This is a genomic window from Pseudoalteromonas distincta (genome assembly GCF_005877035.1).
Classification (GTDB): Bacteria; Pseudomonadota; Gammaproteobacteria; order Enterobacterales; family Alteromonadaceae; genus Pseudoalteromonas; species Pseudoalteromonas distincta.
On record NZ_CP040558.1, the window covers coordinates 75,567 to 97,337 of the forward strand.

Below are 21,771 nucleotides of genomic sequence, written 5' to 3' on the forward strand. Positions count from 1 at the left end.
GTAATTCCCGAAACTGATATAATTAATTGTCTTTTTTATTTTTTAAGCTGTTATGACTTTAGCTGAGCAATTTTTAGCACTTGATTCACTTTTAATGCGTCATCGTCAGTATTGGCAGTGCACTGCATTTGATTTTGACACTATACCTTGGCCAGAGCTACAAGGCATACTTAGCGAACTAACTGATGATCAGGTAAGCGTTCTTGATAACGATCAAAACCAGCTATACCAATTTTTTAGCCAACATATAAGCCAACTTGATGAACTTGCAAAGTTATGCGAGTTACCTAGCTCAGCCCACTCTCAAGCTGATTATCCATTTTGGATAAGTAACGGCATTAAAGGTCGTAAGTTTGCACAGTTACAAGATTTTGTATCTGCACTACCTAATACGAAACAACCTGTTTTAGAGTGGTGCGCGGGTAAAGGGCACTTAGGTCGAATGCTTGCGTTTAATGGCGCAAGTAATGTGCATAGTATTGAACTGCAACAAAGCTTATGCGAGCAAGGACAAAAAAGTGCACAGCAACAAGGCTTAGCAATGCACTTTAGCCAAGCAGATGTATTAAAAGACGATATCACTCAATTTTTTAATACAGACATGCATGCTGTAGCGCTTCACGCATGCGGTGGCTTACACCAAGCATTTATGCGCCAAGCAAGTTTAGCGAAAGTACAGCAAATTAGCTTTTCACCTTGTTGCTACCATTTATTCACGGCTAATGAGTACCGTGCAATGAGTGAGGATGCAAATAAAAGTGAGCTTAATCTAACGCATCGTGATTTAAAGCTCGCATTACAAGAAACTGTCACAGCGCCTTCTCGTCTGGAAAAAGTGCGTAAAACAGAACTTGAGTGGCGACTTGGTTTTGATGCACTAAGAAAGTCGATCACTGGCGAGCAATATTACGTAAGCGTACCTTCGGTCAACAAAGCTATATTCTCAGATTCGTTTAAATCGTTTTGTGCATGGGCTGCAGATAAAAAGGCATTAAAATTACCTCAAGGCACTGATTATATTAAGTATTTAGAGGTTGGGGTGGCTCGCAAAAAAATAACTGACCGAGTTGAACTGGTTCGACATGTGTTCAGAAGGGCAATTGAAGTTTGGCTTGTGCTCGATCGTGCTTTATATTTGCAACAGCAAGGTTATCAAGTAAGCGTTAAAACGTTTTGTGAAAAGGAGTTAACGCCTCGTAATATTTTGGTTCTTGCTAATGTCCATTAAATTTCCGTCCTCGACTTAATAAGAGATGCAATGAGAAAGTTAAAAAATTTATTCGATAACAACAAACGTTGGGCTGCTCGTACAAGTGAAGCAGACCCTGAGTTTTTTAAAATTTTATCTATGCAACAAAATCCAGAGTATTTATGGATTGGTTGTTCAGACTCTCGTGTACCTGCAAATCAAATAGTTGATTTATTACCAGGCGAATTATTTGTACATCGTAACGTTGCTAACGTGGTTGTACACACTGACCATAACTGCTTATCGGTTATGCAGTACGCTGTAGAGGTTTTAAAAGTAAAACATATAATGGTGGTAGGTCACTATGGTTGTGGTGGCGTACAAGCCGTTTTAAACAATGCTAAATTTGGCTTTATTGATAATTGGCTACGCCATGTAGGAGATGTAAAAGAAAAGCATCTTGAACAACTTGACGCAATGCCAGAAAGTGAACGTTTAAGCCGCCTTATTGAGCTAAATGTAATTGAGCAAGTACGTAATGTGTGTCGTACTAACATTGTGCAAGATGCCTGGGAGCGAGGCCAAGAACTAAGCGTTCATGGTTGGGTTTATGGTTTAGAAAACGGCCATCTTCATGATTTAGAATCTGTAGTAACGTGCGCGAGTGAAGAAACGCAAAGCTACAAAAAAGCAGTACAGTACGTACTTAAAAAAGTGGGTGAAAATAAATAAATCCATGACTAAAACGGCGGTGTTGATAGGTGCTACAGGCTTGGTCGGTAATGAGTTGCTCCATAAGTTACTTAATAGCGATCGTTATACAAAAGTAGTTACGTTAAGCCGTCGAGCTCTGCCTGTCACACATGCAAAGCTAGTTAATCACGTTATTGATTTTGAAAAATTAACTCAATATGTTGAGCTTTTTAAAGGTGATGTATTGTTTTCGTGTTTGGGCACAACCCGTAAACGAGCGGGCTCGATACACGCTCAGCGTAAAGTAGATTTTGATTATCAGTTTATAGCGGCGCAGTTAGCGGCATGTAATGGCGTTACGCATTATTGCTTAGTGTCATCAAGCGGGGCGAATACGCACAGTAATAGTGCTTATTTGAAAATGAAGGGAGAGCTTGAGCAACATATTAAAGCACTCCCTTTTGATAAAATAAGTATTTTACAACCATCTTTATTATTAGGCGATCGTGAGCAATTTAGAGTGGCAGAAAAGATAGGCAGTATTATTTTTCCTGTTATTACACGATTTGCGTTTTTAAAGCGTTACAAACCAATAACTGGCGAACAAGTTGCGCAAAAAATGCTGAGTGTGAGTTTAGCTCAGCAGGCTAAGTTGTCTTATTATGTACTTGATGAGCTATTTGAATAAACTTGGTAAAATGCAAAAGGCAGCCTGAGCTGCCTTTTTTGTACATTAAATTAATACCAATTTTATTAAAAAAAGATCATTTTAGTGTATTAAATAACTCACTAACTACGTTAAAAATTATTTATATAGAACAACTATGTACCATAATTTTAGCCTTGTTATTGAGCTATTTTCTTATCGCTATAATAGAACACTAATTTAATGCAATTGGTATAATTATTCAGCGTCAGTTTTAGCGCTAAGTTGTTGCTCAAGCAATGAAACTTTAGCTTCAAGTTCGGTTAACTTTTCGCGAGTACGAATAAGTACTTGGCTTTGCACATCAAATTCTTCACGGCTCACAAAGTCCATCTCAGCAAGCTTGTTTTGTAGAACTTGCTTTGTTTTACCTTCGAGTGTGTCTGCTAGGTTTTTTACACCTTGTGGCATATTGCTAGTAATTTGCTTAGCAATTTCTTCAAGTTTTGCTGGGTTGATCATATTTGTCCCTTCGGCATTGCCTAAATGATAATAACTAATATTACCTTATACCCACGGTATTTAACACATGATCATCTTTACCTTAATTAATTAAGGCAATTGCTATGCTCGCTGTAATGGTTACGTTAAAATTGCGTGTCTTTTAAATTTCTTTGGTCGTTATGAAACTCAATCCTAAACAAGATGAAGCCGTAAAATATATTAGTGGTCCCTGCTTAGTACTCGCGGGCGCAGGCTCTGGTAAAACCCGTGTTATTACGAATAAAATCGCTTATTTAGTGAAAAAATGTGAGTACAAAGCGCGAAATATAGCCGCTGTTACTTTTACCAATAAAGCAGCCAAAGAAATGCGTGAACGAGTACTGCAAACGCTCGGAAAGCAAGACGCTAAAGGTTTATGGGTATCAACGTTTCATACACTCGGTTTAGAAATAATAAAAAAAGAGTTAAGCACATTAGGGTTTAAACCCGGCTTTTCGCTATTTGATGATCAAGATACCAATCAGCTTCTTAGTGAACTCACCGAAGATGAGCTAAAAAAAGACAAGGACTTACTCAAACTACTTAAAATGGAAATTGGTAGTTGGAAAAACGAATTAGTACTGCCAGAGCAAGCAATACGCGAAGCGCGTGATCCGCAAAAAGCATTGTTCGCGCAGTTATATGGGCGCTATCAAAACCAGCTGCGTGCTTATAATGCACTGGATTTTGATGATTTAATTATGATCCCTACTTTGTTACTTACCAATAACGCCACTTCTCGTGAGCGCTGGCAGCAACGCTTTAAATACTTGCTGGTGGATGAGTATCAAGATACCAACACAAGCCAATATCAACTTGTTAAATTGCTAGTAGGCGAGCGTGCCCGTTTTACTGTGGTAGGTGACGACGATCAATCAATTTACTCATGGCGTGGTGCTCGCCCGCAAAACTTAGTGTTATTAGGTAAAGACTACCCAGGGCTTAGACTTATAAAGCTTGAACAAAACTATCGAAGTGCAGGGCGAATACTAAAAGCGGCTAACATTTTAATTGCCAATAACCCACATGACATAGAGAAAAAGTTATTTAGTGAACTAGGTTACGGTGAGCCGATTAAAGTAATAGGGTGCCGCGATGAAGAGCATGAATCTGAGCGTGTGGTTGCTGAAATAATTTCACATAAGTTTATGAAGCGAACCAGCTATAAAGATTACGCGATTTTATATCGTGGTAATCATCAAGCACGTGGCTTTGAAAAATCACTAATGAGTAACCGTATCCCTTATAAAATTAGTGGCGGTATGTCGTTTTTCGCTCGCTCAGAAATTAAAGATATTATGGCGTATTTACGTTTGCTAGTTAATCAAGATGATGACAATGCTTTTTTACGTATCGTAAATACACCGCGACGCGAAATAGGTACGGTTACCCTTGAAAAGCTTGGTACGCTTGCTAATGAAAAGCACGCGAGCTTGTTTGCTACCTGTTTTGATAACGATTTAGGCTACAGACTAAAAGGGCGTGGCTTTAATGCGCTTGCTGGGTTTGCACGCTGGGTTGTTGAGCTATCTGATAACGCAGTACGCGGTGATACGCTCGAAGCTGTTAAAGACTTAGTGCGTAATATTAATTACGAGGCATATTTGTACGAGTCGTCACCGAGTGCAAAAGCGGCTGAAATGCGTATGAAAAACGTATCAGAGCTGTATCGTTGGATAACAGATATGTTGACAGGTGATGCCGACAACGAACCAATGACATTAGCCGAGGTTGTTAGCAAGCTAACCCTTCGCGATATGCTTGAGCGTAATGAAGAAGAAGATGAAACCGATGCAGTGCACTTATCAACACTACATGCATCAAAGGGCTTAGAGTACCCGTACGTATTTATGGTGGGTATGGAAGAGGGTTTACTTCCGCATCAGGTAAGTATTGATGAGGACAACGTAGATGAAGAACGTCGCTTAGCTTATGTTGGTATTACTCGCGCACAGCAGGAGTTAACACTTACTTATGCAAAGACACGTCGTCAATTTGGTGAAACTTCACAAACTGAATTAAGCCGATTTGTACAAGAGTTACCGCAGGACGATCTCGCGTTCGAAAACAAAAAGGCGCCAAATACCCAAGCAGAGCGCATGGAAAAAGGCCAAGCAAGAGTCGCTAACTTACGAGCGATGTTTAAAAAGCCTGAGTAATACCTCAGGCTAACTTTATAGAGACTGAGTTGCTTGCACTTCAGGTAACTCAGAGCATACTAAAGCGTGTTGTTTACCTACAAAAAATGCCAAACCGTGTTTATCTAATAAAGCTATAAAATTAAGTATTGATGGGCCTTTAGCAATGACCTTCATTGCTTTGAGCTTTGTAATTGCAAGCACGCCCTGTAGCTGAAAATCGTAACTTTCTTGTTGTAAAACACGTTTACTAAAGGTCGAGCTAAGTAGTAAATAATCAAAATTAATATCGGTTAGTAAATTAAGTTCGCACCTGTCTTTAGCAAAATTGTTTAAACCAATTGAATAACCAAGTTGTGATAGCGTTTTGAGGTTTTTTATTTGCGTTGCACATGCGTGGCGAATTTCTTGTTCATCAAATAATAAACAGAGTTGGCTTTGTCCTTGTTGTTTATTTAGCGTATCTGTAAATAAAACAAATTCGTGTTCCTCAAGTAGCAAACCAGAGCAAGGAACCAATGCCATAGCTACATTTGCAGTAATTGCTTGTGCATAGGCGCGTTGTAATAGTTGTAACTCTACTTGCAGATGCTGCTCTTTATCTGATGCAAACTTTTTCAAAATATCAAAGCTAGTAAAGCCAAGTATTGGGTGTTCACCAAATGCTTCAAATAAAGATTCAGACTGTTGTTGCTCATCAAGCGTAATTATTTCTGAGCTTCTAAAACTCATAGGTAATATATCAAGGTGATGTTGTGCTTTTAGGGTCTGCGCAGGTATTGATTGCGTTAATAGCGGATGAAATAACTCGTAACGGTTTTTTCCTGAGTTTTTAGCGTGATACATGGCGGCATCGGCATCACGAATAATTTCATCTGTATGCGTATAGCTTTTCTTTGAGTAGGTTATCCCTATACTTGCGCCACTTTGTAAAGACTCACCTTTGAGATAAAAGGGTTTTTTCATTAAATCTATAATACGATTTGCAACATCTTCTGCTTGTTGAGGCTCAGTTAAATGGGTTAATAAAATAACAAATTCATCCCCGCCTAAACGTGCTAGTAAATCATGCTCGCGTATACATTGGGCAAATAACTCACTCACGTTAATTAAAAATTGATCGCCTGCATGGTGGCCAAGCTGATCGTTAATATCTTTAAATTTATCTAAATCGATAAACAAAACAGCAAAGTGGTGCTCAGGAAAACGTTGATAATGTTGTAGCGTTTTTTCTAGCTGAGTTAAAAATAGACTACGATTAGGCAAGCTCGTAAGTGAATCGTGATGTGCATCATGATAAAGCTGCTGCTCTATTTTTTTTCGCTCATCTATTTGCATTTGTAAGTGCAGATTAGTTTGACGCAATTCTTTGGTTTTTTCGTTTACTCTAAATTCGAGTTCTTGATGGCTTTTTGCAATTGCTTGATTGACGAGCTTTGTTTGTAAAACAGCTGCAATTTGATGCGATACAAAGGTAATTAACTCGCAATCATCTCGGCTGAAAATATGTTTGTTATCGTAGGCTTGGCAAACAATAAGGCCGATAACACCTTGAGCTGTTTTAAGTGGAGCGCCTAACCAGCTAGTGGCCATTTGCTCTTTTGGCACGGGAGCAGAGCGTTGTACCACCCCGCTTTCTATTAATTCTTTTGCTCTACATGGGTGTATTAGTTGTGTTTCTTCGGTGCTTATTACCAGTTCGCTATAACCTTTAGCAAAGCGTCTTGGCTGTGTATTTTCTTTAAATTCATCTACGCAATAAGGAAAACTAATCCACCCTGTTTCTTTATCATAAAGTGCAATATATAAGTTTTCTGCGTAGGTAATTGTTTTTATTATTTCGTGTATCTTAAAATAAGCGTCATCAAGGTTTTTAGCTTGTGTTGCTATCTCAGATATTTTAAATAGAATTTGTTGGCGTTGAAGTGCGCGTTTACGCTGCTCTATTTCAAGGTTTAGTGCATCGTTACTTTGAGTGAGTGCGCGGGTGCGAATTTTAACTTCTGACTCAAGAAGCTCTCGTTTTTTTACACGCTCTATTGCAGTTGCCAAATAAAGCGACATAAACTCGAGTAATTGTATTTGCTGTGAGCTATAGCCTTGTTTTGTATCGTAACTTTGCGCTGCTAAAACACCGATAATATTGTGTTCTTGATAAACAGGTACGCCTACCCAGTGTTCGGCAGGAGTGCCTAATGCTTTAAATAAACCTTCTGCTGCAGCATCTTGCATTTGCTGCTTGGTAAAACATGTGGTTTTACCCTGTTTAAATACATAACCCGTGGCGCCTTCATCAAAGCTATTTGATTGGTTAAGGGCGACGGCAATACCATCTTTTTCATCTGAAAAGTAAGAAAGTTCCAGTGATTGACTGTACTGATTTAGCAGCACCACATAAAAACTTTTACTAGGTACGTACTTTTGTAAAATGTCATGGATGGCGGGGTATAGCAGGGTTAGCTCGGCCACAGTACTTGCCTGCTCTGATAATTGGATCAGGGCATTTTGTAAGTGATGTGATTGTTTGTATTTTTCGAGAAGCGCTCTAAGGCGTTTATTTTGATACGCCAATTTACTCGATACTGATAGTTTATCTTCCAATGATCTAACCGGCTATTTTTATTGTATAGTTATTAGCCTTATACTTTCACTTTTAGTGCTTATCGTCAAGTTGATATTCCTACTAAAGCAGTAGCTAGACACACTATTTTAGGCATTAAAAAAGGCTTACAGAAGTAAACCTTTTTTGTATATTTCAATCGAGCTTATTTAGATGTCATAAAGTCGATAGCAGCGCTAATCTCATCATCAGAACAATCCATACACGTGCCTTTTGGAGGCATAGCATTAAAGCCATTTAGTGCATGCTCAAGTAAAGTGTCTTTACCTTTAGCAATACGTGGAGCCCAATCGTCAGCCGATTTAGGCGCGCCTAGTGCACCAGTGCCGTGACATGCAAAACATGCACCTTGATATACTTGCTCACCAGAACGAGGACCTGTAGGCGCCGCTGCAACTGCAGCTTTATCGCCTTCAAGGTATACAGCACCAACCGGCGCGAGACGTGCTTTAATTGCATCTTCAGTCATAGAGTTATCATATGGCTGTGCGTATGCAGTGGTTGCTAGCAATAATAATGCTGCAGCTGTTAATTTTTTCATTTTGCCTTGCTCACTTCGATTTGAACGTGATCAATCACGATTAAAGATGACGGAAATTAAACCGATTATAACTCTCTGAGCCAATTTATAAAATGCTAAGAGCCGTTTTTATTAATAAAACTGACTACTTTTTGCGTTAACGCAATAAAATTTAATTATTTACTGTTTTTTGTTAAGCAATTTAATAAGCGTAATCAGTCATACAATTAACTTTTTAGATCCTAAGATCAAAATCAATTTATTGATAATACGCTACTAACTAGTTTTGCGATCCCTGCGTCGGCTTCAAGAATCGATTCTGCCAACATGTAAGCAGGGGTGGTAACTAACTTATTTGGTTCATCGATAACTACACCGTCAACCGCACAGTCTATATGGTTAGCGCCTAATGTGCTTAGCGCTTGTGCTGTCTCTACATCATTACCAATAGTAAGTGCGGCGTTATCGTAAATAAATGGGATCAATGTGGGTGCGATACACATATAACCTGCAGGCTTATTCGCTTTTGCAAATGATTTACAAGCATTAAGGACGTCCTGATTGATATTTGCTTTTGCGCCTTTAATTGCAAAATCGCATAAGTTTTTTGCAGCACCGAAACCGCCAGGCACAATTAATGCGTCAAACTGAGTCACGTCTAGTTCAATCAGTGATTTAATGTCACCTCGTGCAATGCGAGCAGCTTCTGTTAATACATTGCGTTTATCAGGCATTACTTCACCTGTTAAATGGTTAATGGTATGAAGTTGCTCAATATCTGGTGCAAAACACTGATACGTTGCGCCATTTTTGGCTATATGTAATAAAGTTAAAATTGCTTCATTAATTTCACTACCATCGTACACACCAGACCCTGCTAATATTACTGCTACGTTTTTCATGCTTTTGTGCCCCTAAAGTCTTTTTTATAAGTCGATCGGATGAAGTTTAACATGCTCAAAATTTCTCGCGAAAATAAATTTTTAGTACAAAAATCATTCGCAGTGCAAGTCGTTTTGCGGTTTATGCCATTTGCGATCACTTTGCCTTTAAAAAAATTATAAAGGATCGCTATGATCTTCGATCCATTGTGCTAGAATACTCCTCCGGTTATTTAAATGGACGCGAATAATCAAAGTGAATAACAACAGAAGCAGTCGTTAGAAAACCTTTTTCCACATTGGTTTAAAATAATAAAAAAAGAACCTCGTATTATCTTTTTTAAATTAAAACATACAGTTAAAGTATTTTCTAGGCATTTTATAATGCTTTGGAAGAATAGCTCGTGGCTGTTATCTACACACTTATCCACAGCTTGCTCTAGTTTTAATAACACGATAAACAGTAATTCACAGTCGTTTTATTTACTACCTTATGGCATGCTTATAATTACCTTAATTTTTTGCATTTAGGATCCAAATTCACCATGGCTCAGATCCCCGAAAACCCACTTATTTTAGTTGATGGCTCGTCATATTTATTTCGTGCTTATCATTCTCCGCCGCATTTAACTAATTCTAAAGGTGAGGCTACGGGCGCTATTTATGGCGTGATCAACATGCTTAAAAGCTTGATCAGACAATATGATCCCTCACACATGGTGGTTATATTTGATGCTAAAGGCAAAACGTTCCGTAACGATATGTATAGCGAATATAAGGCAAATCGCCCGCCGATGCCGGATGACTTACGTACGCAAATAGCACCAATACATAGCATTATCAAAGCGATGGGTTTTCCGCTAATTAGTATCGAAGGCGTTGAAGCTGATGATGTTATTGGCACATTTGCACGCATTGCAACTGAGCAAAAACGGCATGTCCTTGTCTCCACTGGCGATAAAGATATGGCGCAACTTGTAAATGAACACGTTACATTAATAAACACGATGACCGACAGTATTTCAGACCCTGTTACCGTAGTTGAAAAGTTTGGTGTAGGCCCCGAGCTTATTATCGATTACTTGGCACTAATGGGCGATAAGGTCGATAATATCCCAGGTGTTGAAGGCTGTGGTCCAAAAACGGCCGTTAAGTGGTTAGAGAAATATGGCTCGTTGCAAGGTGTAATGGATCACGCAAGTGAGATTAAGGGTAAAATAGGTGAAAAGTTAGCTGCAGCTCTCGATCATCTGCCTTTAAGCTACGAGCTTGCAACAATTAAGTGCGATGTTGAAGTTGAATCAGATCTTGATACGTTCAAACTACAAGAGCCAAATAAAGACGAATTAATTGCACTATATGGTGAGTGCGAATTTCGTCGTTGGTTAGCTGAGTTATTAGATAACCCTAAAGATGCAGAAACACATCTAGCTGTACCTACCGAAGCCACTGAATTACCAAAAGTAGAAGATGCCCATTACGAAACTATTTTAACGCAAGCGCAATTTGATACGTTAATAGAGCAATTAAATAGTGCCGAGTTATTTGCATTTGATACAGAAACTACCAGCCTTGATTATATGAAAGCGCAATTAGTGGGTATGAGTTTTGCCGTAAAAGCGGGTGAAGCTGTGTATTTACCTCTAGCGCATGACTACCCGGGTGCGCCTGAGCAATTAAGCCTGGAATTTGTAATGCAAAAGCTAGGTCCAATTTTGGCCGATGAAAACAAAGCTAAAGTAGGGCAAAACCTTAAATACGACAAAAGTGTATTAGCGAATGCAGGTTTTGCGCTAAACGGTATTAAGTTTGACACCATGCTTGAGTCATACGTATTTAATAGTGTGGGTACACGCCACGATATGGACTCGCTAGCACTGAAATATCTAGGTCATAAAAATATTAGCTTTGAAGATATTGCTGGCAAAGGTAAAAAGCAACTTACCTTCAACCAAATTGAACTTGAAAAAGCTGCGCCTTACGCTGCAGAAGATGCCGATATTACTTTGCGCCTACATGAAGTGCTTTGGCCAAAAATAGCGGCTGATGAAAAGCTAAAATCTGTATTCGAAGATATAGAAATGCCACTTGTTAGTGTGATTTCTGATATTGAACGAACCGGCGTTGCAATAGATAGTAATATGCTTGCAGCACACAGCCAACGATTAGGCGAGCGTTTAATTGAGCTTGAAAAAGAAGCATTTGAAATAGCAGGCGAACCATTTAATTTAAGCTCTCCTAAGCAACTACAAGTACTGTTGTTTGAAAAGCTTGGCCTGCCTATTATCAAAAAAACGCCTAAAGGTGCACCTTCTACCGCAGAAGAAGTATTGCAAGAGCTTGCTCATGATTATCCACTACCGAAAGTAATTATAGAGCATCGTGGTTTATCAAAGCTTAAATCAACTTACACCGATAAATTACCATTAATGGTGAATGAGAAAACCCAGCGTGTACATACATCTTATCATCAGGCAATTACAGCAACGGGGCGCTTGAGTTCAACCGATCCTAATTTACAAAATATTCCTATTCGTTCAGAAGAAGGGCGTCGAATTCGTGAAGCGTTTATAGCTGCCGATGGTTACAAAATTGTCGCTGCCGATTACAGCCAAATTGAGCTGCGTATTATGGCGCACCTTTCACAAGACAAAGGTTTATTAAATGCATTTGCTAACGGCTTAGATGTACACAGTGCAACTGCCGCTGAAGTATTTGGTGTAGAGCTTGATGATGTAACTACCGATATGCGCCGCAAGGCGAAAGCAGTAAACTTTGGCTTAATTTACGGTATGTCTGCATTTGGTTTAGCACGTCAACTAGATGTGCCACGCCATGAAGCGCAGCATTACATAGATAAATACTTTGAGCGTTTTCCCGGTGTATTAGAGTACATGGAAACAACACGCGAAAAAGCAGCTGAAAATGGCTACGTTGAAACAATATTTGGTCGCCGCCTACATTTACCAGAAATAAACGCACGTAATGGCGCGCGCAGAAAAGGAGCCGAACGTGCTGCTATAAACGCACCAATGCAAGGTACTGCTGCTGATATTATTAAAAAAGCAATGCTGAGCGTTAACCGCTGGGTACACGAACAGGCGCCAAATACGATTAAGCTACTAATGCAAGTACACGATGAATTGGTATTTGAAATTAAAACAGACTGCGCACCTGAATACACAAAACATATTTGTGAGCTGATGTCGCAAGCTGCAGCGCTTGATGTGCCGCTTATTGTTGAAGCTGACGAAGGTGACAACTGGGAACAAGCCCATTAATGCAATTTGAGCATTTTAATTAAAGCGCCTTTGGCGCTTTTTTTATGTTTAATAAAAATGGTGAATCACAGCTATTTAATTAGCTATATGCAAGCTTTAGTTAAAATAAGGTTAATTTAAGCAACTATTTGTATTAAATAGTTATATGTTCGTCAATTCGAGCTGTTTTACAGGAATATGATTGTATTTTAATGCGTGCTTTTGTTAAAGTCCCGCCTGTCCTATCCTGTAGGACATCCTGTTGATGATGCATCTGAAAGGGTGCAACAAATTGATAGCTTCTCCCCAGTTTGCTATACCGGCCTACCAACTTGTTTGGTGGGCCGTTTTTTGTTTTACGCCTAAAAATCCTATCTAATTAATTCTTTTTTTCGCTATACCAATTGTATTATTCATTCGTCACTTCGAGGTGGTTTGGGTACATCGCAGGTGATACCATCGAAGTGCTATCATTTTTATTCTTTTCATTTTATTACTAAGGAGTGCGTTATGTTTAAAGCATTAGCTATTGCAGGTTTTTCTTTATCAAGTTTAGTTATTTCTAATGTTGCTCAGGCCAATTGGCAGCTAGTGAATGATAAAAGCCAACTAAGCTTTGTTTCAATTAAAAAAGATTCGATTGCTGAAGCTCACCATTTTACTAACCTTGAAGGTATGCTTTCTGATAAAGGTGAGTTTAGCGTTAATGTTGATTTAACATCAGCCGAAACTCTAATCCCTATTCGTAATGAGCGTTTAGCTACATTTTTATTCGAAGCGGCTAAATTCCCCAATGCTGTTTTAACTGCAAATTTAACTAAAGAGCTAAGTAATATTAAAAAGCCTGGTCAATACATATTGAAGGGTATTAAAGCTGAGCTTGATTTTCATGGTAATAAAAAACCATTGGCAATTGATGTACTCGTTAACAGCACGCAAAGTGGTGATTTAACGGTATCATCATTAACACCTATTATTATTAATAGTGATGATTTTGGTGTAACCGAAGGCGTTAAAAAGCTGCAAGAGTTAGCGGGCTTGCCTTCAATTGCAACAGCTGTGCCTGTTACATTTGCAATAACACTTAAAAAACAGTGATTTCTTTAAGTGAGCTTAGCAAGCGATTAAGCGAGCCAAGCAAACCTTTTGATAGTTGGCAGCCTAACCATTGCGGGGAGCTGCCAATTGTTATTAATAATGAAGGGAAATGGTTTTACGATGGCAGCGAAATAACACGCCCAGCCATGGTGAAGCTGTTTGCTTCTGTATTGTGTAAAGAAGATGAGCAATTTTATTTAAAAACCCCTGTCGAAAAAATAACAATAACGGTTGAAGATGCGCCGTTTATTATTGTTGATTGGCGTTTTGAAAATACAGCGCAAGGGCAAGTGTTGTGTTGTATTGATAATTTAGCTAGGCAGTGGCTAGTGAGCGCTCAGCAGCCCTTGCATATAAAAGACTACAATGGTTCAAAGGTGCCTTATTTAAAGCTACCGTATGGTTGTAGTGCGCGAGTTTCACGCAGTGTATTTTATCAGTGGGCTGAAAAAGCCGAGCCTGATAAGCTCGGCTATTTTATTAAATCTGCAGGAAAGCAGTTTTATTTATCGTAACGCCAGCGTTTAAGCCTCTGGGTTTGTTTCGTCTGTGATTGTTTCATCGGTAGGTGGTACAGCAATAACAGGACCTAAAAACCATTCATCTAGCTTTTTAGCTACTTCTGGTAAACCGGTGCCTTTTAATGATGAAAACGCATGAACTGTAATATCCCCATCAAGCGTGCTTAATTCACGGCGAACTTGCAGTACTTGTGATTTACGAGGGCCTTGCTTTAGTTTGTCGGCTTTAGTTAATAGTGCCAATACTGGAATTTCACTACCAATTGCCCAGTTAATCAAATCACGGTCTAAATCTTTTAATGGATGACGAATATCCATTAAAATAACAATACCTTTTAAGCTTTGACGCTTTTGCAGATATTCACCTAACGACTTTTGCCATTTCTTTTTCATTTCGATTGGTACTTTAGCAAAGCCATAGCCTGGTAAATCGATAAGGCGCATATCGTCGACATCCGCTAAATCGAATGTATTGATTAGCTGAGTACGTCCAGGTGTTTTACTTGTACGTGCTAGCTTCTGATCGGTTAATGCATTTAATGCACTCGACTTACCTGCATTGGAGCGACCGGCAAACGCAACTTCAATTCCCGTATCAGCAGGTAATTTAGTAATGTCGGGAGCGCTTGTTACGAAAGACGCAGTATTATATTTGATACGAGATTTGAGCACAGGCTCTCCTAAAACTTAAAAAAATAACATTGAGTAAACCAAATTCACTCAGGGCGCGTATTTTATACTATAAAGGATGTATTAAAAAGCGTATTTAACCACCTAAAAACAGCACCTATGGTACATTTAAAACATGTTAAAGCTTAATCTAAGTCAAAACCCTGTAAATTATAAGCTTAATATGTGTAGAAAACGTGCCAGAGAATTTATTATCGTGTAGAATATATGTATTACAACATCACGATTGTAGATGATACAGGGTCGGAAACAGAGAATTCACCATGAAAAAAATAGCACTATCTTTAACAATATTGCTTGGTGCGTTGTCAGCAAGCAACGCAACAGCATTTGATGGCGATGTAAACGCAGGTAAAGAAAAATCAGCAACGTGTGCGGCTTGTCACGGCCCAGACGGTAATGCGCCGGTTAATATTTACCCTAAAATTGCAGGTCAACATCCAGATTATATCCTTAAGCAACTTCAGGATTTAAAATTAGGTATGACGTCAGGCGGCAAAGAAGGGCGTATGGATCCAGTAATGAGCGCTATGGCTATGCCACTTAGCGAGCAAGACATGAAAGATCTAGCTGCTTATTTTTCTTCAATGAACATGACTGAAGGTGCTACACCTAAAGATGTTGTTGAAGTTGGCGAAATGCTCTTTAAAGCAGGCGATGCGGGGCGTGGAATTCCATCATGTGCAGCATGTCATGGTCCACGTGGTAACGGTTCATCACTTGCTAAGTTTCCAAAAATTTCTTTTCAGCATCCTGGATATATCAAGTCTCAACTTGAAAAATTCCGTGATGGAACTCGTCACAATGACTTAAATGGCATGATGGGCGATATAGCGAAGAAATTAACAGATAAAGATATTGAAGTACTTTCTCAGTACTTAGGTGGTTTACACTAAAGTCGTATTTATTTAGCAATTAATAATAAATAGACTACAATGTTTTACAAAAAGCAGCCCAGGCTGCTTTTTTTGTGTGTAAAATTAACGATATCACCCGTTTAAATGTAAGACATTGACCATGCATGAGTGTGAGAAAAGTCTTCTTTTTATTTTTTATTCATCATTAACCTATTGTATTTTATTGTTTATTTGATTTTAAAATGTAATAAGTATAATAAAAGTTATATAAACCAGTTGTAACAAAATCATTAACGAGTAAATTAACCACTGTCGCAAAAGAACAATAACAAAACGGAAACAAGCTATAAGGAAAGTGGCGCGGCATGACTACATAGCACAAGATTAGTGCTACTAAAGGAAATAATAAAAAAGTGTCAGGATGACCGAAAATAATAAAAAACTCATGGAAGTTTAATAATAAAAACAAAATGGAATGTAACAAGGAACGTAAAAATAATAACAATACGGACTGATAATAATAAAAATAATAAAGACTAAAAAAAGTCGAAGGGAGAAGTGTCCAGATAATGGCGCTCAGATTAGCAGGCGGTAGAGATGTTTTCTCTACCGCCTTTTTATTTGTCCTGTTACAATACCCACCGTTTAAAATTAGCGATTAATTAGCTAAGGCGCTTTTAAATGAGAAACCCAACCTCTATAGCGCAAACTGAATTCTTCTGGCTAGGCCAGCACTGCGATGCCCATTAATTTGCGCTTCGCTCAAAACCTCTTAAGTGAGATGATCAAGATATGAGTAGAACTAAAAAGTCACGCAAAAGCCCAGCAAACGGACCTGTTCGTTTAAGCCAAGATAAGCTTAAAGAAATGCGCGCATTAAAAGAGCAGCGAGTTAAAAAAACCAAAGGCGCAAAGCCCGGTTCTCGTAATGCGCCAGATTTACTAGATAGCGAAAGCCAAAATAGTAATCACGCGCCTAAAGATAAGCGTGTAGGCAGTAAAAAGCCTGTGCCGTTAATCGCAACCGCGCCGGAGCCTAAAGTTGAAATGAAACGCAACTTAAAGCCAACTATTGAGCTGAAAAAAGTAATCGAGCCTGAATTTACACCTGAACAAGAGCTAGAAGCACTTGAGAATGATGAACGTTTACTTAAATTAGTAGAGCGTCATGAAAAAGGTGAAATGCTAACAGGTAAAGATGCTAAGTACTTTAATAGTCGCATTGCTCGTCATCAGGCGTTATGTGAAATTCTTGGTATTGAAGATGAGGACGAAGACGAGTTTGAAGATGACCTTGAAAGCCAAGGCAATTCTGATTTCGATCAATACTTATCTGATGATTTAGCCAACGAATGGTTAGATGAAGACGATAAATAGTAAGGATAAATAATGAGTACCTCGGTAATTTTAGCCTTACTTTTAGGCGCTGCTATCATAGCTGGTTTGGCATTTTATGCGGGTCAGTTGCTGTATAAGTTAAATGCGCAAAAAAAGTTAATTGCTAAAACGCAGGCTGAACAAAAGCAAAAGCTTGAAAAGTCGCGTTTAAAGCGAAACGCAAAACTAGCCGATAGTATTCATTTAATCGCACGTGCAATGAATGAAGAGCAGTGTGAGTTTTCTGAAGGCTGTTTACGCATTTGGGTACTTATGTCTCAGTATGCCTTTGAAAGCGAGCGTGATTTAACGACGCAGTATCCTGGTATTTATAAAATGTATCAGGTAGTTAAAGAAATGCCGACGCACGATGCACGTAAAAAATACTCTAAAAAAGAGATTTTTAAGCTAGATAAGGCTCGCTGGCAAGCTGAAAAAACACTTAAAGATGAAGTTAAAGCGGATTGCGCTAAAATTATCATCGAGTTTAAAGCCGCTCCAGGTAGCGATAAAGTCGTTTTTAATTAAAGCTACAACTTAAATACAAAAAGCAGACCTAGGTCTGCTTTTTTTGTGTCGATGTATTTATTATCCAGAGTTCAGGCTAAATCACTCTTGAAAAGCGCGTTGCGTTAATTTGTTTTTGTAAGTGAGCATCGAAGCACATACAAATAATACGAATGAATAAGTTACCGCGTGGTGTTACGCTAATTTTATTATCAATTATAGTTACTAGTTCATCTTTTATAAGTGGCGCCAGCGCTACTAATGCATCCTCAAAGTAGTCATTAAATATAAGCGCGTGTTTTTCACTAAAGTCCTGTATATCTAATTCAAATTGGCAAATGAGCTGTTTAATTGCATCAGCACGAATTACATCATCATGTGTTAAGTGCATTCCTTTATTAAGAGCACTACCGCTTTGTGTTTCTACGCTGTGGTAATAATGTTTTAATTCTTTTTGATTTTGTAAAATGGCGGTGCCAATCTGCGAAATCGATGACACGCCTAAACCTAATAAATCACAATTTCCATGGGTTGTATAACCTTGAAAGTTACGATGTAACTTGCCTTCATTCTGCGCAACAGCTAGTTCATTATCAGTTTTTGCAAAATGGTCCATACCAATAAATTGATAGCCTGCTTGTGTCATCTGCTCCAGCGTATTTTTAAACATGGTGAGCTTATTATGTGCACTGGGTAAATCTGCATCTTTAATCTTACGCTGTGCGGCAAAGCGCTCAGGTAAATGCGCATAGTTAAACACTGATACTCTGTCAGGGCTTAACTCAATGAGTTGCTCTATAGTTTGTTTAAAGCTTTGTGGTGTTTGCAGTGGTAGTCCGTAAATCATATCTGCATTAATAGATTGAAACCCCAACTGGCGAGCTTGTGTAATTAATTGCTTGACCGTATCTGCATTTTGCGGGCGATTAACAGCAAGTTGTACGTCATCGTTAAAGTCTTGAATCCCAAATGAGACACGGTTAAAGCCAAGCATCCTTAAATCAACAAGCATATTATCGGCAAGTGAGCGTGGGTCTATTTCAATACCGCGTTCTGTTGTGCGTGTAAAATTAAAGTGCTGTTCTAAAAGCTTAATTAAACGGGTCATTTGTTTTGCGGTTAAAAAGGTGGGAGTACCGCCACCTAAATGTAATTGCTCAACCGTGTAGCTTTTAAATAAAGGCGCTTGGGCAGTAATTTCTTTTGCTAAAAAGTCGAGATACGTATCTGCCTTAGATTGATGACGGGTAATTATTTTATTACAGCCGCAGTAGTAGCAAAGCTGACTACAAAACGGGATGTGAATATATAAAGAAAGAGAGCGACTTGTTGACGATTCTATAGCGCTTAGTAGGTCTTGTTGCTGATATCCGTCACGCAGTGATAAAGCCGTGGGATAAGAGGTATAACGCGGACCAGACACATTATATTTGTTTATTAGGGTTTCATCCCATTGTGGAAGTTTAATCATCACGCGCACCTAAGTATTTATTTAGGGATGATTATAAAAAAGTACTCAGGAAGGCGGTTTGATCTATAACAAAAAAGGTGCCGAAGCACCTTTTTTAATAAAATATAACTTAATACGACCTAATTAATACGTAATAGTATGAGCATCTTTAAGGTATTGAAATAATTCTTTATAACCTTTACCTGGCTTTTCAGCTTTCGCTTCTTTTGCTGCATTACGAACTAATTGGCGCATCTGTTGACGATCAAGAGATGGAAACTGCTCAATAGTCTCATTGATAAGGTCATCACCTTGTTCAATTAAATCTGAACGTAATTGCTCAATTTTTTTGACCAATACTTCAGCTTGGTTATTTTTATTAAGCATCACATCAATAATCGCTTTAATATCATCAATGTTTTCTACAGTACGCAGTGTTTTAGCGATGTAGTTTAAGTGGCGGCGGTACGCGTCGCTTTTGTTACTTATTTTATCAGCAACAACCATCGCTTCTTTTAAATCGTCATTTAATGGCAGGCGTTCGCGCTGTTTTTTACCCATTTTGGCAATTTCAGTACCTAACTGATGAAACTCTTGCGCTTCGCGTTTAAGCTCCGTTCTTGATACATATTCAATTTCTTCTTCAATTTCAGCAGGCTTGCCTTTTTTCTTTGCCATGGGGTGCTCTTAAATAAAAATAACTTTTGCCATTATACATGAATATGATACTTAGGAATATTAGCTGATGTGATGCATTGAGTGTGTTAGCATTTAAATATAAGAAATGCGTGCATTATGCCTCTAAGGCTCAGGACTTAATTTATGAAAAGCCAACAAAACGATCCAATTTATTCTCAAATATCGCAAGTTAAAGATGCGGTAGCAGAAGTACTCGAACATGCTAAAAAATTAGGCGCTACAGCTGCAGAAGCTGCGATGTCTAGCACGTCTGGTTTATCGGTTAGTACACGAATGGGTGAAGTAGAAACCATTGAGTTCAACCAAGACGGCGGCTTAGGCATTAGTGTATATGTTGGTAATAATAAAGGCTCGGCGTCAACGGCTGATTTAAATCCAAAAACATTGCGCACGGTAGTCGAAAAAGCGATTGATATAGCCAAATTTACATCTGATGACCCATTTAACGGCGTTGCTGATAAAGAGTTACTTGAATTTAATCCTAAAGATTTAGATTTATATCATCCTTGGGATGTAAGTCCTGAGGAAGGCATTGAGCTTTGTCATGCTGCTGAGCAAGCTGCATTAAATGCAGACGAGCGGATTGTTAACTCTGATGGTGCGAGTTTTTCATCGCATCAGGGATTACGTGTTTATGGTAACAGCCACGGTTTAATTGCAGGCTTTCCGCGTACTCGTCATAGTATTAGTACTATGGTAATAGGTAAAGATGGCGAACACATGCAGCGCGACTCTGCTTATACAGTTGCTCGCGATCAGGCTGGTTTAAATGATGCGGCGGCAGTGGGCCTTGAAGCGGCAGCTGAAACCTTAGCTAAATTAAACAGCCAAAAGTTAGGCACAATGAAAGTGCCTGTTATTTTTAGAGCAGATATTGCAAATTCATTGTTTGGTCACTTGGTGTCGGCAATTGGTGGTGGCGCGCTTTATCGTAAATCAAGCTTTTTACTTGATAGCTTAGGTACTCAGGTATTTAGTAATTGTGTGAATATTGCTGAGCGCCCACATATTTTAAAAGGGTTGGCATCGTCACCGTTTGATAGCGAAGGTGTTAAAACATTCGATAGAGAAATAATTCAAGGTGGCGAGTTACAAACCTATTTATTAGCAAGTTATGCCGCACGCAAAATGAACATGACCCCAACAGGGCATGCAGGCGGTATACATAACTGGCTCGTTGAGCAAACTCATAACGATTTAACAGCACTATTAAAAACCATGGGTACTGGCTTATTAGTTACAGAGCTAATGGGGCAGGGCGTAAATACCGTAACGGGTGACTACTCTCGTGGTGCTGCAGGTTTTTGGGTTGAAAATGGTGAAATTCAATATCCGGTAAGTGAAATTACTATTGCTGGTAATTTAAAAGACATGTTTAAAGGTATTTCCGCCATTGGTGGTGATATAGAACGCCGTGGTGGTATTCAAACAGGCTCAGTACTAATAGAGCAAATGCAAATAGCCGGCGCGTAGTATTAATACGCAGTGTATACTTAGACCCAGAGTATTATCTCTGGGTCTAAGTGAGTTTTTACGAGGTGTAAAATGGCTAAAGATAGATATGCACCAAAACCGCTAACCGATATTATGGCGGGGTTAAATAATCGTTTATCGGCTTATGCAGGCAAAAGCCAAGCACTTGATACACAGCAAACCTTATTAAAAGATTTTTTAGGCCCTAAATTGGGTGATAAATGCCGAGTTAGTAATTACCGAGACGGCACGCTAATGATAGAGGCTGTGTCTGCGCCTATCGCGCTTAGGCTTAATTATTTAAAAATGGATATGCTTTCACACTTTAGAGCTGCTGGAATGGCAGAGCTCGGGCAAATAAAAATAACTGCAAATCCTCAAGCAACTCAGCGATTAAGTACCGCGAATAAATCGGGCAGCCCTACAGTTACCAACTCTCGGAAAATGAGTGAGCAAACCGCTAATTACTTAAATGCGATAGCGGCTTCTGCCCCCCTTCATTAAAAGAAAAACTAGAGCGTTTAGCGCTCCACGGGAAGAATAAAAGTTAGCCTTAGCCACCCGCTATATTGTTATTGGTAGGGCTATTTTTGCAGCTCACCGCATTCA

18 protein-coding genes and 1 pseudogene are annotated in these 21,771 nt (G+C 38.9%); 12 read left to right on the forward strand and 7 right to left on the reverse strand.

The features are described 5' to 3' along the window. The first annotated feature begins 52 nt into the window (after positions 1-52). Genes FFU37_RS00320 through FFU37_RS00330 form a run of 3 tightly spaced genes read left to right on the forward strand, consistent with a single transcriptional unit; the run spans position 53 to position 2,570 of the window. Positions 53-1,228, forward strand: a complete 1,176-nt coding sequence (locus FFU37_RS00320; RefSeq protein WP_138488407.1) for a methyltransferase — start codon at positions 53-55, stop codon at positions 1,226-1,228. 30 nt (positions 1,229-1,258) lie between these two features. Beyond that, positions 1,259-1,921, forward strand: a complete 663-nt coding sequence (gene can, locus FFU37_RS00325; RefSeq protein WP_039485938.1) for a carbonate dehydratase — start codon at positions 1,259-1,261, stop codon at positions 1,919-1,921. A 4-nt stretch (positions 1,922-1,925) separates the two neighbouring features. Beyond that, positions 1,926-2,570: an NAD(P)H-binding protein gene (locus tag FFU37_RS00330; RefSeq protein ID WP_002959904.1), complete on the forward strand. Its 645-nt coding sequence runs from the start codon at positions 1,926-1,928 to the stop codon at positions 2,568-2,570. A gap of 216 nt (positions 2,571-2,786) precedes the next feature. On the opposite strand, the gene ubiK is transcribed toward FFU37_RS00330, so the two are convergent. Then, a complete protein-coding gene (ubiK, locus tag FFU37_RS00335; RefSeq protein ID WP_002959905.1) occupies positions 2,787-3,050 on the reverse strand; it encodes a ubiquinone biosynthesis accessory factor UbiK in 264 nt (87 codons plus the stop codon). Positions 3,051-3,211: 161 nt separating this feature from the next. Between ubiK and rep the strand changes: the two genes are divergently transcribed. Beyond that, positions 3,212-5,230: a DNA helicase Rep gene (gene rep, locus FFU37_RS00340; protein ID WP_138488408.1), complete on the forward strand. Its 2,019-nt coding sequence runs from the start codon at positions 3,212-3,214 to the stop codon at positions 5,228-5,230. A gap of 15 nt (positions 5,231-5,245) precedes the next feature. On the opposite strand, the gene FFU37_RS00345 is transcribed toward rep, so the two are convergent. The 3 genes from FFU37_RS00345 to elbB all read right to left on the reverse strand — a co-directional run bounded on the left by FFU37_RS00345 (position 5,246) and on the right by elbB (position 9,251). Beyond that, positions 5,246-7,810, reverse strand: a complete 2,565-nt coding sequence (locus FFU37_RS00345; protein ID WP_138488409.1) for a sensor domain-containing diguanylate cyclase — start codon at positions 7,808-7,810, stop codon at positions 5,246-5,248. A gap of 164 nt (positions 7,811-7,974) precedes the next feature. Continuing rightward, a complete protein-coding gene (locus FFU37_RS00350; protein WP_002959908.1) occupies positions 7,975-8,370 on the reverse strand; it encodes a c-type cytochrome in 396 nt (131 codons plus the stop codon). 233 nt (positions 8,371-8,603) lie between these two features. Next, positions 8,604-9,251 (reverse strand): isoprenoid biosynthesis glyoxalase ElbB, encoded by a 648-nt coding sequence (gene elbB, locus FFU37_RS00355; protein WP_138488410.1) that lies wholly within the window; start codon positions 9,249-9,251, stop codon positions 8,604-8,606. Positions 9,252-9,775: 524 nt separating this feature from the next. Here elbB and polA point away from each other — a divergent pair. The 3 genes from polA (at position 9,776) to FFU37_RS00370 (ending at position 14,103) form a co-directional block, all read left to right on the forward strand. Next, positions 9,776-12,511, forward strand: coding sequence for a DNA polymerase I (gene polA, locus FFU37_RS00360; protein ID WP_138488411.1), 2,736 nt, complete (start codon positions 9,776-9,778; stop codon positions 12,509-12,511). A 489-nt stretch (positions 12,512-13,000) separates the two neighbouring features. Beyond that, positions 13,001-13,588 carry a YceI family protein gene (locus FFU37_RS00365; protein ID WP_039485927.1) on the forward strand — a complete coding sequence of 196 codons (588 nt, stop codon included), beginning with the start codon at positions 13,001-13,003 and terminating at the stop codon, positions 13,586-13,588. Further along, positions 13,585-14,103 (forward strand): DUF1285 domain-containing protein, encoded by a 519-nt coding sequence (locus FFU37_RS00370; RefSeq protein ID WP_138488412.1) that lies wholly within the window; start codon positions 13,585-13,587, stop codon positions 14,101-14,103. Before FFU37_RS00365 ends, FFU37_RS00370 begins: the two co-directional genes overlap by 4 nt. Positions 14,104-14,112: 9 nt before the next feature. Here the strand turns inward: FFU37_RS00370 and yihA are convergent, their stop codons facing one another. After that, the gene (gene yihA, locus FFU37_RS00375) at positions 14,113-14,781 is read right to left on the reverse strand and encodes a ribosome biogenesis GTP-binding protein YihA/YsxC (protein ID WP_007377272.1); all 669 of its coding nucleotides are present in this window, start codon (positions 14,779-14,781) and stop codon (positions 14,113-14,115) included. Positions 14,782-15,062: 281 nt separating this feature from the next. On the opposite strand from yihA, the gene FFU37_RS00380 reads away from it, so the two are divergent. The 3 genes from FFU37_RS00380 to FFU37_RS00390 all read left to right on the forward strand — a co-directional run bounded on the left by FFU37_RS00380 (position 15,063) and on the right by FFU37_RS00390 (position 17,561). Next, positions 15,063-15,695 (forward strand): c-type cytochrome, encoded by a 633-nt coding sequence (locus FFU37_RS00380; RefSeq protein WP_002959922.1) that lies wholly within the window; start codon positions 15,063-15,065, stop codon positions 15,693-15,695. 753 nt (positions 15,696-16,448) lie between these two features. Continuing rightward, complete coding sequence (gene yihI, locus FFU37_RS00385; RefSeq protein ID WP_002959924.1) at positions 16,449-17,033, forward strand: Der GTPase-activating protein YihI; 585 nt, start codon at positions 16,449-16,451, stop codon at positions 17,031-17,033. 12 nt (positions 17,034-17,045) lie between these two features. After that, complete coding sequence (locus FFU37_RS00390) at positions 17,046-17,561, forward strand: DUF2489 domain-containing protein (protein WP_002959926.1); 516 nt, start codon at positions 17,046-17,048, stop codon at positions 17,559-17,561. Between the two features lie 76 nt (positions 17,562-17,637). Here the strand turns inward: FFU37_RS00390 and hemN are convergent, their stop codons facing one another. Further along, positions 17,638-19,011: an oxygen-independent coproporphyrinogen III oxidase gene (gene hemN, locus FFU37_RS00395; protein ID WP_138488413.1), complete on the reverse strand. Its 1,374-nt coding sequence runs from the start codon at positions 19,009-19,011 to the stop codon at positions 17,638-17,640. A gap of 123 nt (positions 19,012-19,134) precedes the next feature. Beyond that, positions 19,135-19,668, reverse strand: a complete 534-nt coding sequence (gene yjgA, locus FFU37_RS00400) for a ribosome biogenesis factor YjgA (RefSeq protein WP_002959930.1) — start codon at positions 19,666-19,668, stop codon at positions 19,135-19,137. Positions 19,669-19,812: 144 nt separating this feature from the next. On the opposite strand from yjgA, the gene pmbA reads away from it, so the two are divergent. After that, positions 19,813-21,162, forward strand: a complete 1,350-nt coding sequence (gene pmbA / locus FFU37_RS00405; RefSeq protein WP_002959932.1) for a metalloprotease PmbA — start codon at positions 19,813-19,815, stop codon at positions 21,160-21,162. Positions 21,163-21,234: 72 nt separating this feature from the next. Further along, a pseudogene (locus tag FFU37_RS00410) lies at positions 21,235-21,713 on the forward strand (DUF721 domain-containing protein). Positions 21,714-21,771: the final 58 nt, after the last annotated feature.

Bases quoted from the DNA above. Each gene is read 5' to 3' on its own strand.
- polA (WP_138488411.1), top strand. From the start codon at position 9,776: ATGGCTCAGATCCCCGAAAACCCACTTATTTTAGTTGATGGCTCGTCA.
- yjgA (WP_002959930.1), bottom strand. From the start codon at position 19,668: ATGGCAAAGAAAAAAGGCAAGCCTGCTGAAATTGAAGAAGAAATTGAA.
- FFU37_RS00350 (WP_002959908.1), bottom strand. From the start codon at position 8,370: ATGAAAAAATTAACAGCTGCAGCATTATTATTGCTAGCAACCACTGCA.
- pmbA (WP_002959932.1), top strand. From the start codon at position 19,813: ATGAAAAGCCAACAAAACGATCCAATTTATTCTCAAATATCGCAAGTT.
- FFU37_RS00330 (WP_002959904.1), top strand. From the start codon at position 1,926: ATGACTAAAACGGCGGTGTTGATAGGTGCTACAGGCTTGGTCGGTAAT.
- hemN (WP_138488413.1), bottom strand. From the start codon at position 19,011: ATGATTAAACTTCCACAATGGGATGAAACCCTAATAAACAAATATAAT.
- ubiK (WP_002959905.1), bottom strand. From the start codon at position 3,050: ATGATCAACCCAGCAAAACTTGAAGAAATTGCTAAGCAAATTACTAGC.
- can (WP_039485938.1), top strand. From the start codon at position 1,259: ATGAGAAAGTTAAAAAATTTATTCGATAACAACAAACGTTGGGCTGCT.
- yihI (WP_002959924.1), top strand. From the start codon at position 16,449: ATGAGTAGAACTAAAAAGTCACGCAAAAGCCCAGCAAACGGACCTGTT.
- FFU37_RS00380 (WP_002959922.1), top strand. From the start codon at position 15,063: ATGAAAAAAATAGCACTATCTTTAACAATATTGCTTGGTGCGTTGTCA.
- rep (WP_138488408.1), top strand. From the start codon at position 3,212: ATGAAACTCAATCCTAAACAAGATGAAGCCGTAAAATATATTAGTGGT.
- FFU37_RS00365 (WP_039485927.1), top strand. From the start codon at position 13,001: ATGTTTAAAGCATTAGCTATTGCAGGTTTTTCTTTATCAAGTTTAGTT.
- elbB (WP_138488410.1), bottom strand. From the start codon at position 9,251: ATGAAAAACGTAGCAGTAATATTAGCAGGGTCTGGTGTGTACGATGGT.
- FFU37_RS00390 (WP_002959926.1), top strand. From the start codon at position 17,046: ATGAGTACCTCGGTAATTTTAGCCTTACTTTTAGGCGCTGCTATCATA.
- FFU37_RS00320 (WP_138488407.1), top strand. From the start codon at position 53: ATGACTTTAGCTGAGCAATTTTTAGCACTTGATTCACTTTTAATGCGT.